This window comes from Xanthomonas sontii (assembly GCF_040529055.1).
Classification (GTDB): Bacteria; Pseudomonadota; Gammaproteobacteria; order Xanthomonadales; family Xanthomonadaceae; genus Xanthomonas_A; species Xanthomonas_A sontii.
Map to the genome: position 1 here is coordinate 108,016 of NZ_CP132342.1, position 14,550 is coordinate 122,565.

A 14,550-nucleotide genomic window follows, 5' to 3' on the forward strand; every position below is an offset into this window, starting at 1 on the left:
GTTCCCATGTTCGGCTACTACGTCCGCCTCGCCTTGCGCAGCTTCCGCCGCAACACCGTCCTCACCGCGCTGATGGTGCTGGCCATCGCCCTGGGGATCGGCGCCAGCATGACCACGCTGACCGTGTTCTACGTGCTCTCCGGCGACCCGATCCCGCAGAAGAGCGACCGCCTGTTCTACGTGCAGGTGGATGCGCAGCCCAAGTCCGGCTACCAGCCGGGCGAGGAACCGGATTCGCAGAACACCCGGTTCGATGCCGAGGCCCTGCTGCGCGAGAAGCGCGCCAAGCGCCAGGCGCTGATGACCGGTGGCAGCGTGGCGATCGAACCGACCAAGAGCGGCCTGAAACCGTTCAAGTCGGAAGTGCGCTTCACCTCCGCGGACTTCTTCCCGATGTTCGACACGCCGTTCCAGTACGGCCACGGCTGGACCGGCACCGAAGACAAACGCCACGACCGCGTGGTGGTCATCAGCCGGAAACTCAACGAGAAGCTGTTCGACGGCGCCGACAGCGTCGGCCGCGAACTGCGCATGGACCAGAACACCTTCCGCATCGTCGGCGTGCTCGACGCCTGGGAGGCCAAGCCGCGCTTCTACGACGTCACCAACACCTATGGGTCGGACGAACAGGCGTATCTGCCGTTCTCGGTGGCGATGGACCTGAAGATGGACCGCAACGGCAGCATGAACTGCTTCGGCGACAGCAACGGCGACCAGACCGCGCTCAATGCGCCCTGCACCTGGGTGCAGTACTGGGTGGAACTGGAGAGCCCGGCGCAGGCCGCCGACTACAAGGCCTACCTCGAGAACTATTCGGCCCAGCAGCGCGCCGCCGGCCGCTTCCAGCGCCCCAACAACGTGCGCCTGCGCAACGTCATGCAGTGGCTGGACCACAACGAAGTGGTGCCCGGCGACGTGCGCCTGCAGCTGTGGCTGGCGATGGGCTTCCTGCTGGTGTGCCTGCTCAACACCGTCGGCCTGCTGCTGGCCAAGTTCCTGCGCCGCAGCGGCGAGATCGGCGTGCGCCGCGCGCTCGGCGCCTCGCGCGGGGCGATCTTCGCGCAATGCCTGGTGGAGGCCGGCGCCATCGGCCTGGCCGGCGGCGTGGCCGGCCTGGGACTGGCCACGCTCGGGCTGTGGGCCGTGCGCCAGCAGCCGGCCAGCTACGCCAAGCTGGCGCACCTGGATCCGAGCATGTTGGCACTGACCTTCGCGATGGCGGTGGGCGCCAGCCTGCTCGCCGGCCTGTTGCCGTCGTGGCGCGCCATCCAGGTCGCGCCCGCCCTGCAGCTCAAGTCCTGATCCTGCGCGCCCTGCGCCTTCCACGCATTCTCACAAGGTCATCGCCATGGATATCCGCCCCATCCTGTCCACCTTGCGCCGGCACAAGACCGCCGCCGCGCTGATCGTGCTGGAGATCGCCCTGGCCTGCGCGATCGTCTGCAACGCGCTGTTCCTGATCGGCAACCGCATCGAGACCCTGCACCGGCCTAGCGGCATCGCCGAATCGGAACTGGTGACGATCTCGCTGGGCGGCATCGGCCAGCAGGTCAACGCCGCTGCGCGCACCCGCGAGGACCTGGCCGCGTTGCGCGCGGTGCCCGGGGTGCGCAACGCCACCGTGCTCAACCAGGTGCCGTTCGTGCACTACTCCTGGAACACCAGCCTGTCGCTGACCCCGGACCAGGAACGGCCCACGCTGAACGCGGCGCAGTACATGGCCGAGGAGGGCACGCTGAAGACCCTGGGCCTGAAGCTGGTGGCCGGTCGCGATTTCGCGCCCGACGAGTACATGGATCTGGAAGCGGCGCAGACCGACAAGCGGATCCAGGAGAAAGGCACCGCGATCATCCTCAACCGCGCCACCGCGGAAAAGATGTTCCCGGGGCAGAACGCGCTGGGCAAGACCGTGTACACCGGGCCGGTGGGCGCCCGCGTGGTCGGCATCGTCGAGACCCTGGCGCGGCCCACCGCCGCCAGCGGCCTGGCCGAGATCGACTACGCGATGCTGCTGCCGTTTCGCCTGAGCTACACCGACGGCCTGTACGTGCTGCGCGTCACCGACCCGGCGCGGCGCCAGGAAGTGCTGAACGCGGCGACCGCGGCCTTGATGAAGGTCGACAGCAGCCGCCTGGTACTCAAGCAGCAGACCTACAGCGAGATCCGCGACGCCTACTTCCAGGGCGACCGCGCGATGGTGTGGCTGCTCGGCGCGGTGTGCGTGGCGCTGCTGGTGGTCACCGCGCTGGGCATCGTCGGCCTGGCCAGCTTCTGGGTGCAGCAGCGCACCAAGCAGATCGGCATCCGCCGCGCGCTCGGCGCCACCCGCGGGCAGATCCTGCGCTACTTCCAGACCGAGAACTTCCTGCTGGCCAGCACCGGCATCGTGCTCGGCATGCTGCTGGCCTACGCCATCAACCAGTGGCTGATGGGCAAGTACGAACTGCCGCGGCTGCCGCTGTCCTACCTGCCGATCGGCGCGGTGGCGCTGTGGCTGCTCGGCCAGCTGGCGGTGTTCGCGCCGGCCCGCCGCGCCGCCGACGTGCCGCCGGCCGTCGCCACCCGCAGCACCTGATCCATCCCCTTGGCCGGCTCCGGCCGGCCTTTTTTCATCGAGCGCGCCATGCCCCGCAACCATCGCCCACTGCCGTCCTCCGGTCTCCTGCGCCACGCGCCTGCGTGGCCGCAGCCGTGCCCGATCGGCCTGGCGGCGCCGGTGCGGCGCGGCCGTTGAACGTCGCCGCCATGGCACTGGGTCCGATGCTCTCGACGCTGTCCCGACACCGCACCGCGGCGACGCTGATCGTGCTGGAGATCGCGCTGGCCTGCGCGATCGTCTGCAACGCGCTGTTCCTGATCGGCAACCGCATCGCGACCCTGCGCAGCGCCAGCGGCGTCGCCGAAGCGGAACTGGTGACGATCGCCCTCGGCGGCATCGGCCGGCAGGTCGACGCGGCGGCACGCACCCGCGAAGACCTGGCTGCGTTGCGCGCGCTGCCCGGCGTGCGCAACGCCACCGTCGTCAACCAGATGCCGTTCGGGGACGCCGCCTGGAACGTCGGCCTGAATCTGACCCCCGACCAGGAATGGCCCACGCTCAATGCCGCGCAGTACAAGGCCGAGGACGCCACGCTGCGCACGCTGGGCCTGCGCCTGATCGCCGGGCGCGATTTCCGCGCCGACGAATACCTCGACCTGGACGCCCTGCGCAACGACGAGCGCCTGCGCAACGCTGGCGGCGCGGTCATCCTCAACCGGGCGGCGGCGGAGAAGATGTTCCCCGGACAGAACGCGCTGGGCAGGACCGTCTACCGTGGCACCGTGCCGGCGCAGGTGGTCGGCATCGTCGACGCCCTGGCCCGCCCCAACCCGGACCTGGTCGGCCCGGCGCAGGCGCCCTACGCATTGCTGATTCCGCTGCGCATGCCCTACACCGACGGGCTGTACGTGCTGCGCGTGCGCGACCCGGCGCAACGCCAGGCCGTGCTCGCCGCGGCGACCGCGGCGCTGATGCAGGTGGACAGCAGCCGGCTGGTGCTCGATCAGCAGACCTACAGCGAGATCCGCGACGCCTACTTCCAGGGCGACCGCACCATGGTGTGGCTGCTCGGCGCGGTGTGCGTGGCGCTGCTGGTGGTCACCGCGCTGGGCATCGTCGGCCTGGCCAGTTTCTGGGTGCAGCAGCGCACCCGGCAGATCGGCATCCGCCGCGCCCTCGGCGCCACCCGCAACCAGATCCTGCGCGACTTCCAGGCCGAGAATTTCCTGCTGACCAGCGCCGGCATCGCGCTGGGCATGCTGCTGGCGTACGCGATCAACCAGTGGCTGATGGGCCGGTACGAACTGCCGCGGCTGCCGCTGTCCTACCTGCCGCTCGGCGCGGCGACGCTGTGGCTGCTCGGCCAGTGCGCGGTGCTCGCGCCGGCGCGGCGCGCGGCGGCGGTGCCGCCGGCCGTGGCCACCCGCAGCCTCTGATCCCGTCCTTCCATCGCCCGCCACCGCCCCCTTCTCCAGGACGCCACGATGTTCGGCTACTACTGCAAACTGGCGCTGCACAGCTTCGGCCGCAACCGCCTGCTGACCGCCCTGATGGTGCTGGCGATCGCGGTCGGCATTGGCGCATCGATGACCACGCTGACCGTGTTCCACGTGCTGGCGGCCGATCCCATTCCCGGCAAGAGCGGGCAGCTGTTCAACGTCGAACTCAACGTCGAACCGGACGACCGTTACGATCCGAACGACACCGACCCGCAGCAACTGACCCGCCGCGATGCCGAGGCGCTGCTGCGCGACCGGCGCGGCGACCGCCAGGCGATGATGTCGGCCGGCAGCGTGACGGTGGTGCCGGCGCAGCCGCAGCTGACCCCGTTCGGCGCCGAAGCGCGCTACACCAGCGCCGACTTCTTCCCGATGTTCGCCGTGCCGATGCGCTACGGCCACGCCTGGACCGCGGACGACGATGCCCGGCGCGCACGTGTCGCGGTGATTTCGCGGCGGCTCAATACCCAGCTGTTCGGCGACGTGGACAGTGTCGGCCGCCAGCTCCAGCTCGGCGATGCCGTGCTGCGCGTGGTCGGGGTGATCGACGTCTGGGACATGAACCCGCGCTTCTACGACCTGACCAACACCGAATATGGCGACAGCGAGGACGTGTTCGTGCCGTTCTCCACCGCGCGCGACCTGGACCTGGACGTCAGCGGCTCGATGTCCTGCTGGGGCGACCATGCCGGCAACAGGACCAGCGCGAACGCCCCCTGCGCCTGGATCCAGTACTGGGTGGAACTGGACAGCCCCGGCAAGCGCGCCGCCTACCTGGACGCGCTGCAGGCCTATGCGCGGCAGCAGCGCGACGCGGGACGCTTCCGCCATCCGCCGGACATCCGCCTCAGCGACGTGATGACCTGGCTGGACCGCAACCACGCCGTGCCCTCCGACGTGCGTCTGCAGGTGGGGCTGGCACTGGCGTTCCTGGGCATCTGCCTGCTCAACACCGCCGGGCTGATGCTGGCCAAGTTCCTGCGCCACAGCGGCGAGATCGGCGTGCGCCGCGCGCTCGGCGCCTCGCGGCGGACGATCTTCGCCCAGCACCTGATCGAAGCGGCGGCGATCGGCCTGGCCGGCGGTGCCGGCGGCCTGCTGCTGGCCTGGATCGGCACCTGGCTGGTGCGGCAGCAGCCGGCGGACTACGCCGCGCTGGCGCACCTGGACGGCCGCATGCTGCTGCTCGCCCTGGCGATGAGCCTGGGCAGCGCGCTGCTCGCCGGCCTGCTGCCGGCCTGGCAGGCGATGCGCGTGTCCACCGCCCTGCAGCTCAAGTCGCAATGACGCGCCGCGCGCGCCCTCTCCGCCAGGAACTCCCACCGTGTCCCTCCATCCCATCCTCTCCAGTCTGCGCAAGCACCGCGTCGCCGCCGGCCTGATCGTGCTGGAGATCGCCTTCAGTTGCGCCGTCGTCTGCAACGCGCTGTTCCTGATCGACCAGCGGCTCGAACGCATGCAGCGGCCCAGCGGTGCCGCCGAGCAGGAACTGGTGCAACTGCGCAGCCGCAGCGTGGTCAGCGACGGCAACAGCGCCGCGCAGACTCGCGCCGACCTGGACGCGCTGCGACGCATTCCGGGTGTGCGCGAGGCCAGCATCATCAACCAGCCGCTGTTCGGCGACTCGCTCGGCTACAGCGGCGTGTCGCTGCGCCCTGGCCAGGAACGCAGCACCCTGCACGCGGTGCAGTACTTCGGCGACGCGCGGCTGCTCGATACCCTGGGGCTGCATCTGGTCGCAGGGCGCCGCTTCGCGGACGACGAGTTCATCGACGACGCGCAACTGCGCGATCCGGTGGCCAAGCGCATCCCGCCCTCGGTCATCCTCAGCCAGTCGCTGGCGCAACGCCTGTTCCCCGGCCAGAACGCGGTGGGCCGCACCATCTACGTCTACGGCGAACACCGCATCGTCGGCGTGGTGCAACGCCTGGTGCAACCCCGCGAAGGAGGGAACGTCGGCCACTACGAGGACACGATGCTGTTCCCGGTGAACGTTCCCTACGATCGCGGCACCTACCTGCTGCGCGTGCGCGATCCGGCGCAGCGCGAGGCAGTGTTGCGGCAAGCCAAGGCGACGCTGTCGCAACACGGTCCACGGCGGATGGTGAACGGCGGCAAGACCCTGCAACAAGCACGCGCGGACTACTACCGCGACGACCAGGCGATGGCCTGGCTCCTGGTCGGCGTCTGCGTCCTGCTGCTGTTGGTCACCGCCCTGGGCATCGTCGGCCTGACCAGTTTCTGGGTGCAGCAGCGCACCAAGCAGATCGGCATCCGCCGCGCGCTCGGCGCTACCTGCACGCAGATCCTGCGGCATTTCCAGCTGGAGAATTTCCTGCTCGCCAGTACCGGCATCGTGCTCGGCATGCTGCTGGCCTACGCCGCCAACCTGTACCTGATGAGCGCCTACGAACTGCCGCGGCTGCCGCTGTGGTACCTGCCGGTCGGCGCGGTGGTGCTGTGGCTGCTCGGCCAGCTCGCGGTGCTGCCGCCCGCACGCCGCGCCGCCGCGGTGCCACCGGCGGTGGCCACCCGCAGTGTCTGAGCGAACGCGTCAAGCGTCCAAACGAGGAGAGGCAGGATGCTGAACCATTATCTGCTGCTGGCCTGGCGCAGCCTGCGACGCACGCCGATCGCCACCGCGCTGATGGTGCTGGCGATCGGCCTGGGCATCGGCGCGAGCATGACCATGCTGACGGTGCTGCACGTGATGTCGCGCGACCCGCTGCCGGACAGGAGCGCTGCGCTCTACACACCGCATCTGGATCCGTTGCCGGGCAGCTACCCGGACAACCAGGAGTGGGGCGATCCGGCCGACAACCTTACCTGGCCCGACGCCATGGCGCTGCTGCGCGCCGCACCCGCCACGCCGCAGGCGGCGATGGCCGGCGGGCAGGTCTTGCTGTGGCCGACGCGGGCGACGCAAGCGCCGCTCGACCTGAGCGGCCGCTACACCAGCGCCGGATTCTTCGCCCTGTTCGGCATCCCATTGCAGCGCGGGCACGGCTGGAGCACGGCGGACGACCAGCGCCACGCCCGCGTCATCGTGCTGAGCCGCACCCTGGCCGACACCCTGTTCGGCGCGCGCGATCCGATCGGCCAGCGGGTGGCGCTCGGGGAAAAGCGCATCGGCTTCGAGGTGATCGGCGTGACCGGCGATTGGGATCCGCAACCGCTGTTCTACGCCGACCCGGGCAGCAAGGGCAGTTTCGGCCAGCGCGACGATTTCTTCCTGCCGCTGTCGACCGCGATGGAACTGACGCTGGACGTCAACAGCAACATCAGCAGCTGGAACAGCTTCAACGGCGACGACGCGGCGCGACGCAAGGATCCCTCGACCAGCTGGCTGCAGTTCTGGGTACGCCTGGACACGCCGCAACAGGTCGCCGCCTACCAGCGCCTGCTCTACGACTACGCCGCGACACAGCACGCCAGCGGGCGCTTCCAGCGGCCGCCGGAGCGGGCGCGCCTGTATGCGTTGATGGACTGGCTGCACCATTTGCGGATGGTGCCCGACGATGTGCGCCTGCAGACGCTGCTGGCGCTGGGCTTCCTGTGGATCTGCCTGGTCAACGTGATCGCCTTGCTGCTGGCGAAATTCCTGCGTCGCGGTGGCGAGATCGGCGTGCGACGCGCGCTCGGTGCCCGCCGCGGCCACGTGTTCCTGCAGTTCGGCAGCGAGGCCGCGCTGATCGGATTGCTCGGTGGCGCCGTTGGCATCGCGATCGCCGAACTGGGTCTGTGGAGCGTGCGCCAGCGCCCGGACGACTACGCCAGGCTGGCGCGGATGGACCTGCAGATGCTGCTCGCCACCGTGGCACTGGCGGTGATCGCCGCCCTGCTGGCTGGCCTGCTGCCCGCCTGGCGGGCCAGCCGGATCAACCCCGCCCTGCAGATCAAGGACCTGACATGAATCTGCCGATCCGCCCCATCCTCTCCAGCCTGCAGCATCACCGCCTGATCGCCGCGCTGCTGGCGCTGCAGGTCGCACTGACCTGCGCCTTCGTCGCCAACGCCGTGTTCCTGATCGGTGGGCGCATCGAACGTCTGCGGGTCTCCAGCGGCTTGCCCGAGGAAGAACTGGCGCTGATCTCGGTTCGCGGCGTCCAGAGCGATGGCAATGCGCTGGCCCAGCAGCAATCCGATCTGCGGGCGTTGCGCAGCATTCCCGGTGTCACCGCGGCCGCCGCGATCGGCTTCAGCCTGCCACTGTCCGGCGGCGCCAACGACTATGGCGGTTGCCCCGACCGGCAGACGCTGGACCGCGCGATGGCGCGGCAGTCGATGGACGATACAGGGTGCATCCAGGCCACGTACTACAGCGGCTCGCCCGGTTTCGTGCAGGCCATGGGCGCCCACCTGATCGCCGGCCGCGACTTCCGTGCCGACGAATATTCCACCGCCACACCGAGCGCCGTGATCGTCACCCGCGCGCTGGCGCGGCAACTGTGGCCAGGTCAACCTGCGGTCGGCAAAACGCTGTATGGCGGAGCCCAGGGCGCCGTCGTCGTCGGCGTCGTCGACGATCTGCTGCGCACGACGCTGCGCGGCGCAGCGGTCGACCATCTGGCCGCGCTATCGCCGCAGTTGCCCGCGGGCAACCAGGTGCAGTACCTGTTGCGCAGCGCGCCGCAGGACCGCGAACGGATCCTGGCCGCGGCGGCCGACGCGCTGGCACAGGCAGGACCGCTGCGGCTGATTCCGGCCGAAGGGCGCCGCAGCTACGCCCAGCTGCGGCAGCGCTATTTCCAGCGCGATGCCACCATGATCGGGTTGCTGCTCGCGGCGACCACGGGCCTGTTGTTCGTGACCGCCCTGGGCATTGGCGGGCTGGCCAGTTTCTGGGTGCAGCAACGCACGCGCCAGATCGGCATCCGCCGCGCCATCGGCGCGACCCGTCGCGACATCCTGCGCCATTTCCAGACCGAAAACCTGCTGATCGTGAGCGCCGGCAGCGCCGTGGGCATGGTGCTGGCGTTGCTGCTCAATCAAGCGTTGTTGCAGCGCTACGATCTGCCACGCCTGCCGCTGGGCTACCTGCCGACCGTCGCTGCGGCGCTCTTGCTGCTCGGCCAGCTGGCGATCCTGGCGCCCGCACGCCGCGCCGCAGCGGTGCCGCCGGCGGTGGCCACCCGCAGTGTCTGAGCCGCCGATGCACGCAGGCACGACAAGCCGCGCGCGGGCTGCGATGATGCCGCCTGGTCCGTTTTTCTCCGCCGGCGTGTCCCGCCGCGCCCAAGGTGCACGATGCCCTGCCTGCTGATCATCGACGACAACCCTGCGGTCGCCACCGCGCTGGAAGTGCTGTTTTCCCTGCACGACATCGACACCGTCCATGCCGACAGCCCGCAGGCCGGCCTGCAGCGCCTGGGCGAGGGCGACATCGACCTGGTCCTGCAGGACATGAACTTCACCGCCGACACCACCTCCGGCGAGGAAGGCGTGGCCCTGTTCGAGGCGATCCGCACGCGCCATCCGGATCTGCCGGTGATCCTGCTGACCGCCTGGACCCAGCTCAGCAGCGCGGTGGAACTGGTCAAGGCCGGCGCCGCCGACTACCTGGCCAAGCCCTGGGACGACCGCAAGCTGCTGACCACGGTCAACAACCTGCTGGAGCTGTCTGAGACACGACGCGAACTGGAACGCCGCCGCGACGGCGAGCGCCGCCATCGCCAGCAATTGGCGCAGCGCTACGACCTGTGCGGCGCGGTGTTCGCCGATCCCGCCAGCGAGCGCGCGATCGCGCTGGCCTGCCAGGTGGCGCGCTCGGAACTGCCGGTGCTGATCACCGGCCCCAACGGCAGCGGCAAGGAGAAGATCGCGCAGATCATCCAGGCCAACTCCTCGGTACGGCGCGGCCCGTTCGTGGCGCTCAATTGCGGCGCGATCCCGGCCGAACTGATCGAGGCCGAACTGTTCGGCGCCGAGGCCGGCGCCTACACCGGCGCCAACAAGGTGCGCGAGGGCAAGTTCGAGGCCGCCGACGGCGGCACCCTGTTCCTGGACGAGATCGGCAACCTGTCGCTGGCCGGGCAGATGAAGCTGCTGCGGGTGCTGGAGACCGGCCGGTTCGAGCGGCTCGGCTCCAACCGCGAGCGGCAGGTCAAGGTGCGGGTGATCAGCGCCACCAATGCCGACCTGACCGCGATGATCCGCGACGGCAGCTTCCGCGAGGACCTGTACTACCGGCTCAACGCGGTGGAACTGTCGCTGCCGGCGCTGGCCGAGCGCCCCGGCGACATCGTGCCGCTGGCCGAACACTTCCTCTCCGGCGACAAGCCGCTGTCGGCCGGCGCCTGCCAGGCGCTGCAGCGCCACGCCTGGCCCGGCAACGTGCGCGAACTGCGCAACGTGGTGCAGCGCGCCGAACTGCTGGCCGGCGGTGCGCAGATCGAGTCCGCCGACCTCAACCTGCCCAAGCCCGCCGCGCCGCGCGCGGCCGCCGCCGCCGAACCCGACCGCGAGCGCATCGTGGCCGAGCTGAGCCGTGCGCACGGCGTCATCGCCCAGGCCGCCGCCGAACTGGGCATGAGCCGGCAGGCGCTGTACCGGCGCATGGACCGCTACGGCATCCCGCGCGAATGAAACTGCGCCGCTCCTTCACCGTCATGCTGTTCCTGCGCCTGCTGCCGGTGCTGGCGCTGGCCGCCGCCCTGCCGTGGCTGCTGGCCTACTGGATGGACCGCGGCTGGGAAGTGGTGACCGCCTCGGCGCTGGCCCTGCTGCTGTTGATGTGGTGGACGCTGCGCCGCGCCACCGCGCCGATGCGCTCGCTGTTCCGCGCCCTGGCCGGCACCGTCAGCAGCTACCGCGACGGCGAATACAACTTCGGCGTGCACTGGCGCGGCGACGACGAACTGGGCGAGATGGTCGCCGCGCACGCGCAACTGGGCGAGATCCTGCGCGAACAGCGCCAGGGCCTGGCGCAGCGCGAGCTGATGCTCGACACCATGGTGCAGAACACCCCGGTGGCGATGCTGCTCACCTCCAAGGGCGGCGACGGCCTGCGCCGCGTGGTGTTCTCCAACCTGGCTGCGCGCAAGCTGCTGCACAGCGGCTGGAAGCTGGAAGGACAGCGCCTGGACGACCTGCTGCTGGGTGTGCCGGCGCCGCTGCGCGAAGCGATCTCGCGTGGTGGCGACAGCCTGTTCGCCATCGAAGGCAGCGACGAGGACCCGGAGGAGGAGCAGATCTACCACCTGTCGCAGCGCCGCTTCCATCTCAACGGCCGCCCGCACGAACTGCTGTTGATCCGCCTGCTCACCGCCGAACTGCGCCGCCAGGAAGTGCACACCTGGAAGAAGGTGATCCGGGTGATCAGCCACGAGCTCAACAACTCGCTCGCGCCGATCGCCTCGCTGGCGCACTCCGGCGCCGAGCTGGTACGACGACAGAAGGTGGAGCGGCTGGAAGAGGTGTTCGGCACCATCGAGGAGCGCGCGCGGCACCTGGAAGGCTTCATCCGCGGCTACGCGCGCTTCGCCAAGCTGCCGCAGCCGCAACTGCAGACGGTGCACTGGGCGCAATTCCTGGCCGGGCTGCAGCAGCAGATTCCGTTCGCGCTGGACCTGGAATCGCCGGACCTGCACAGCCGGGTCGATCCGGCGCAACTGCAGCAGGCCCTGCTCAACCTGGTCAAGAACGCCCACGAATCCCTGCCCGAGGGGCAGACGCCGGCCGATGGCGTGCGCGTGCGCGTGTCTACCCGCCCGGACTGGCTGCGCCTGGAAGTGCTGGACCGCGGCAGCGGCATGAATGAGGCGGTGCTGCACAACGCGTTGATGCCGTTCTACTCGACCAAGCGCAACGGCACCGGCCTGGGCCTGGCCCTGACCCGCGAGATCGTCGAAGCCCACGGCGGCCGCCTGTCGCTGCACAACCGCGACGAAGGCGGGCTGTGCGTGACGGTGCAGTTGCCACAGGGGGAGCGGGGCTGATTTTTTGGGGCCGGGATTGGGGATTCGGGATTGGGGATTGAGCGCCGGGACCCGGGACCCGGGACCCGGGACCCGAAGAGCATGAGCGCACCTAGCCAAGCCGTGACCGTCGCGCTACGTTCCGCTCAAGCAAAAGCGCTGCGGTTCAGCGGCGCGCACCCAGGACACGTCGGGCGCAGTGGCTCAGTAGATCGCCATGTGGTCGATCACGGCGCGATCGACGTCGGCGCAGCCCTTGACTACGATCTCGACATTGGCCTTGCTGGTGAACGCAGCCAGGGCGAGCGAATACAGTTCCTTGAAGTGGGGCGTCGCTTCGTCGCGGTAGACCTCATAGAACACACCGCCGCATTGCTGCGGAATGTCGCTATCGGCGACGACGAGGGTGAATCGATTGGATTCCGAATATAACTTGCTGACCTTTGCATGCACGCGCTCAAACGCCGGCGCCTGAAAACTCAGCAGCGTCAGCACTGACGCCACGACAAATCGCTTCATGATCCCCCCTGGATTGGACCGTCGCGGCATCATTGCCGCGCTTCCATCTGTATACAGTATCAGCGCTACCCTGGCAGCATCGACGACCCGGCCGCGAGGCTCAGCGCGACGGCAGCGGACAACGCATCGCCACCCGCAGGTGCATCGGGAAACCGAGCGCGGCTTCCTGTCGCCAGGTCGCGCGCAACTGCGGGCCCCACTGCGCAGGCGGCATCTCGACGAAGCCCTCGCTGGCGTAGAACGGCGCATTCCACGGCACGTCGCGCAAGGTGGTCAGCAGCATGCATTGAAAACCAGCAGCTGCCGCGGCGGCGCGCGCATGCCGCAGCAGGGCACGGCCGTGGCCGCGGCGCCCGGCATCGGGATCCACGTCCATCTGTTGCACGTGGAAGCCGTCGTCCAGGCGCCCGCCGAGCAGATAGCCGACGCAACGTTCGTCCTCGTCCAACGCGACCCATAACTGCTCGCGCGTCAGTCCGGCGCGCAGCGCCTCCGCATCCAGTCCGTGCGTCGCGAACACGGCCTGCGCCGGATGCCCTTGCAGCAGGGCGCTGGCGCGCCGCTCGATCTCCGGCAATCGCGCCAACTCCTGCGCGCGCGCCAGACGGATGCGCCCGGCCATGCCTCAGTCGCGCTTGCCCGGGCGTTTCCAGCCTTCGACGGTTTCCTGGCGTACGCGTGCCACGCTCAGCTTGCCGGCCGGCGCGCTGCGGGTGATCACCGAGCCGGCACCGATGGTGGCGCCGTCGCCGATCTCCAGCGGCGCCACCAGCGCGCTGTTGGAGCCGACGAACACGCCATCGCCGATCACCGTCTGCGACTTGTTGACGCCGTCGTAGTTGCAGGTGATGACGCCGGCGCCGATGTTGACCCCGCTGCCGATGGTGGCATCGCCCAGGTAGGTCAGGTGATTGGCTTTGCTGCCGACGCCGAGCACCGCCTTCTTGGTCTCGACGAAGTTGCCGATGTGCACGCCATCGGCCAGTACCGTGCCCGGGCGCAGCCGCGCGAACGGGCCGATCTGCACCGCGCCCTCGGCGACCACGCCTTCCAGGTCGCAGTGCGCACGCACCTCGGTGCCCGGCCCCAGCACCACGTCCTTCAAGCGCACGAACGGGCCGATGCTGACGCCGTCGCCCAGTTCCACCTCGCCTTCCAGGATCACGTTGGCGTCGATGCGCACGTCGTGGCCGGCGCGCACGCGGCCGCGCTGGTCCAGGCGGTTCGGGTCGATCAGTTGCACGCCCTGCTCGCACAGCGCACGCGCCGCGCGCAACTGCCAGGCACGTTCCAGTTGCGCCAGCTGCCACGGATCGTTGGCGCCCTCGGCCTCGATCGGGTCGGCCACCAGCACCATCTCGGCCGGGGTGAACTCGGCGGCGGCGGCGGCGAACACGTCGGTCAGGTAGTACTCGCCCTGCGCGTTGTCGTTGCGCAACTGCACCAGCCAGCGCTTCAGCGCGGTGGACTCGGCGGTGACGATGCCGGTGTTGATGGTGCGGATGCGCCGCTGCTCGTCGTCGGCGTCCTTCTGCTCGACGATCGCCGCGACCTTGCCGGCGGCATCGCGCACGATGCGGCCGTAGCCGGTGGGATCCTCCGGCTCGGCCACCAGCACCGCGACGCGACCGGGCGCATGCAGCAGGCGGGTCAGGGTCTCGGCGCGGATCAGCGGCACGTCGCCGTACAGCACCAGCACCGTGGCCGCGTCGGGCACGGCCGCCATCGCCTGCTGCACCGCGTGGCCGGTGCCCAGCTGTTGCGCCTGCTCGGCCCACAGCAGGTCCGGCTGGTCGGCGAACGCCGCCAGCACCGCCTCGCCGCCGTGGCCATGGACGATGTGGATCGCGTCCGGCTGCAGTTGGCGCGCGGTCTCGATCACATGCGCCAGCATCGGTCGGCCAGCGATCGGCTGCAGCACCTTGGGCTTGACCGATTTCATCCGCTTGCCCGCGCCAGCGGCGAGGATCACGACGTGCAGGGGCAGGCTCATGGGGCGGTTCCGTTACGGGTGGACGACGAATTCTAGAGGCTGCCGGCCACGTCTGCCGTCACGACCGCGCCACACGCGCCGGGC

Annotated in this window: 12 protein-coding genes; 9 read left to right on the plus strand and 3 right to left on the minus strand. The window is 69.7% G+C overall.

Going from position 1 to position 14,550, the window contains the following annotated elements; genetic code table 11:
* Nucleotides 1–6: 6 nt before the first annotated feature.
* The 9 genes from RAB70_RS00440 (at nt 7) to RAB70_RS00480 (ending at nt 11,975) form a co-directional block, all read left to right on the plus strand.
* A complete protein-coding gene (locus RAB70_RS00440; protein WP_148829599.1) occupies nt 7–1,302 on the plus strand; it encodes an ABC transporter permease in 1,296 nt (431 codons plus the stop codon).
* Between the two features lie 46 nt (nt 1,303–1,348).
* Nucleotides 1,349–2,575 carry an ABC transporter permease gene (locus RAB70_RS00445; RefSeq protein ID WP_148829598.1) on the plus strand — a complete coding sequence of 409 codons (1,227 nt, stop codon included), beginning with the start codon at nt 1,349–1,351 and terminating at the stop codon, nt 2,573–2,575.
* Nucleotides 2,576–2,745: 170 nt separating this feature from the next.
* Nucleotides 2,746–3,975 carry an ABC transporter permease gene (locus tag RAB70_RS00450; RefSeq protein WP_148829597.1) on the plus strand — a complete coding sequence of 410 codons (1,230 nt, stop codon included), beginning with the start codon at nt 2,746–2,748 and terminating at the stop codon, nt 3,973–3,975.
* 48 nt (nt 3,976–4,023) lie between these two features.
* On the plus strand, nt 4,024–5,325 hold the full coding sequence (locus RAB70_RS00455) for an ABC transporter permease (RefSeq protein WP_148829596.1): 1,302 nt from the start codon (nt 4,024–4,026) through the stop codon (nt 5,323–5,325).
* A 37-nt stretch (nt 5,326–5,362) separates the two neighbouring features.
* A complete protein-coding gene (locus RAB70_RS00460) occupies nt 5,363–6,583 on the plus strand; it encodes an ABC transporter permease (protein ID WP_148829595.1) in 1,221 nt (406 codons plus the stop codon).
* A gap of 36 nt (nt 6,584–6,619) precedes the next feature.
* Complete coding sequence (locus RAB70_RS00465) at nt 6,620–7,951, plus strand: ABC transporter permease (protein WP_148829594.1); 1,332 nt, start codon at nt 6,620–6,622, stop codon at nt 7,949–7,951.
* Nucleotides 7,948–9,183: an ABC transporter permease gene (locus RAB70_RS00470; protein ID WP_148829593.1), complete on the plus strand. Its 1,236-nt coding sequence runs from the start codon at nt 7,948–7,950 to the stop codon at nt 9,181–9,183. Before RAB70_RS00465 ends, RAB70_RS00470 begins: the two co-directional genes overlap by 4 nt.
* Before the next feature lie 102 nt (nt 9,184–9,285).
* Nucleotides 9,286–10,623 carry a sigma-54 dependent transcriptional regulator gene (locus tag RAB70_RS00475; protein WP_148829592.1) on the plus strand — a complete coding sequence of 446 codons (1,338 nt, stop codon included), beginning with the start codon at nt 9,286–9,288 and terminating at the stop codon, nt 10,621–10,623.
* Complete coding sequence (locus RAB70_RS00480; protein WP_017916671.1) at nt 10,620–11,975, plus strand: PAS domain-containing sensor histidine kinase; 1,356 nt, start codon at nt 10,620–10,622, stop codon at nt 11,973–11,975. Before RAB70_RS00475 ends, RAB70_RS00480 begins: the two co-directional genes overlap by 4 nt.
* A 183-nt stretch (nt 11,976–12,158) precedes the next feature.
* On the opposite strand, the gene RAB70_RS00485 is transcribed toward RAB70_RS00480, so the two are convergent.
* From RAB70_RS00485 to glmU, 3 genes are all read right to left on the minus strand, one after another.
* Complete coding sequence (locus RAB70_RS00485; protein WP_225851691.1) at nt 12,159–12,473, minus strand: hypothetical protein; 315 nt, start codon at nt 12,471–12,473, stop codon at nt 12,159–12,161.
* 100 nt (nt 12,474–12,573) lie between these two features.
* Nucleotides 12,574–13,095: a GNAT family N-acetyltransferase gene (locus RAB70_RS00490; RefSeq protein ID WP_148829591.1), complete on the minus strand. Its 522-nt coding sequence runs from the start codon at nt 13,093–13,095 to the stop codon at nt 12,574–12,576.
* Between the two features lie 3 nt (nt 13,096–13,098).
* Entirely contained in the window at nt 13,099–14,466 is a 1,368-nt protein-coding gene (gene glmU, locus RAB70_RS00495; RefSeq protein ID WP_148829590.1) for a bifunctional UDP-N-acetylglucosamine diphosphorylase/glucosamine-1-phosphate N-acetyltransferase GlmU, read from the minus strand.
* Nucleotides 14,467–14,550 lie beyond the last annotated feature (84 nt).

Excerpts from the sequence above, each read along its gene's own strand:
- RAB70_RS00440 (WP_148829599.1), top strand. The coding sequence starts at position 7 with ATGTTCGGCTACTACGTCCGCCTCGCCTTGCGCAGCTTCCGCCGCAAC.
- RAB70_RS00445 (WP_148829598.1), top strand. The coding sequence starts at position 1,349 with ATGGATATCCGCCCCATCCTGTCCACCTTGCGCCGGCACAAGACCGCC.
- RAB70_RS00450 (WP_148829597.1), top strand. The coding sequence starts at position 2,746 with ATGGCACTGGGTCCGATGCTCTCGACGCTGTCCCGACACCGCACCGCG.
- RAB70_RS00455 (WP_148829596.1), top strand. The coding sequence starts at position 4,024 with ATGTTCGGCTACTACTGCAAACTGGCGCTGCACAGCTTCGGCCGCAAC.
- RAB70_RS00465 (WP_148829594.1), top strand. The coding sequence starts at position 6,620 with ATGCTGAACCATTATCTGCTGCTGGCCTGGCGCAGCCTGCGACGCACG.
- RAB70_RS00470 (WP_148829593.1), top strand. The coding sequence starts at position 7,948 with ATGAATCTGCCGATCCGCCCCATCCTCTCCAGCCTGCAGCATCACCGC.
- RAB70_RS00475 (WP_148829592.1), top strand. The coding sequence starts at position 9,286 with ATGCCCTGCCTGCTGATCATCGACGACAACCCTGCGGTCGCCACCGCG.
- RAB70_RS00480 (WP_017916671.1), top strand. The coding sequence starts at position 10,620 with ATGAAACTGCGCCGCTCCTTCACCGTCATGCTGTTCCTGCGCCTGCTG.
- RAB70_RS00485 (WP_225851691.1), bottom strand. The coding sequence starts at position 12,473 with ATGAAGCGATTTGTCGTGGCGTCAGTGCTGACGCTGCTGAGTTTTCAG.
- RAB70_RS00490 (WP_148829591.1), bottom strand. The coding sequence starts at position 13,095 with ATGGCCGGGCGCATCCGTCTGGCGCGCGCGCAGGAGTTGGCGCGATTG.
- glmU (WP_148829590.1), bottom strand. The coding sequence starts at position 14,466 with ATGAGCCTGCCCCTGCACGTCGTGATCCTCGCCGCTGGCGCGGGCAAG.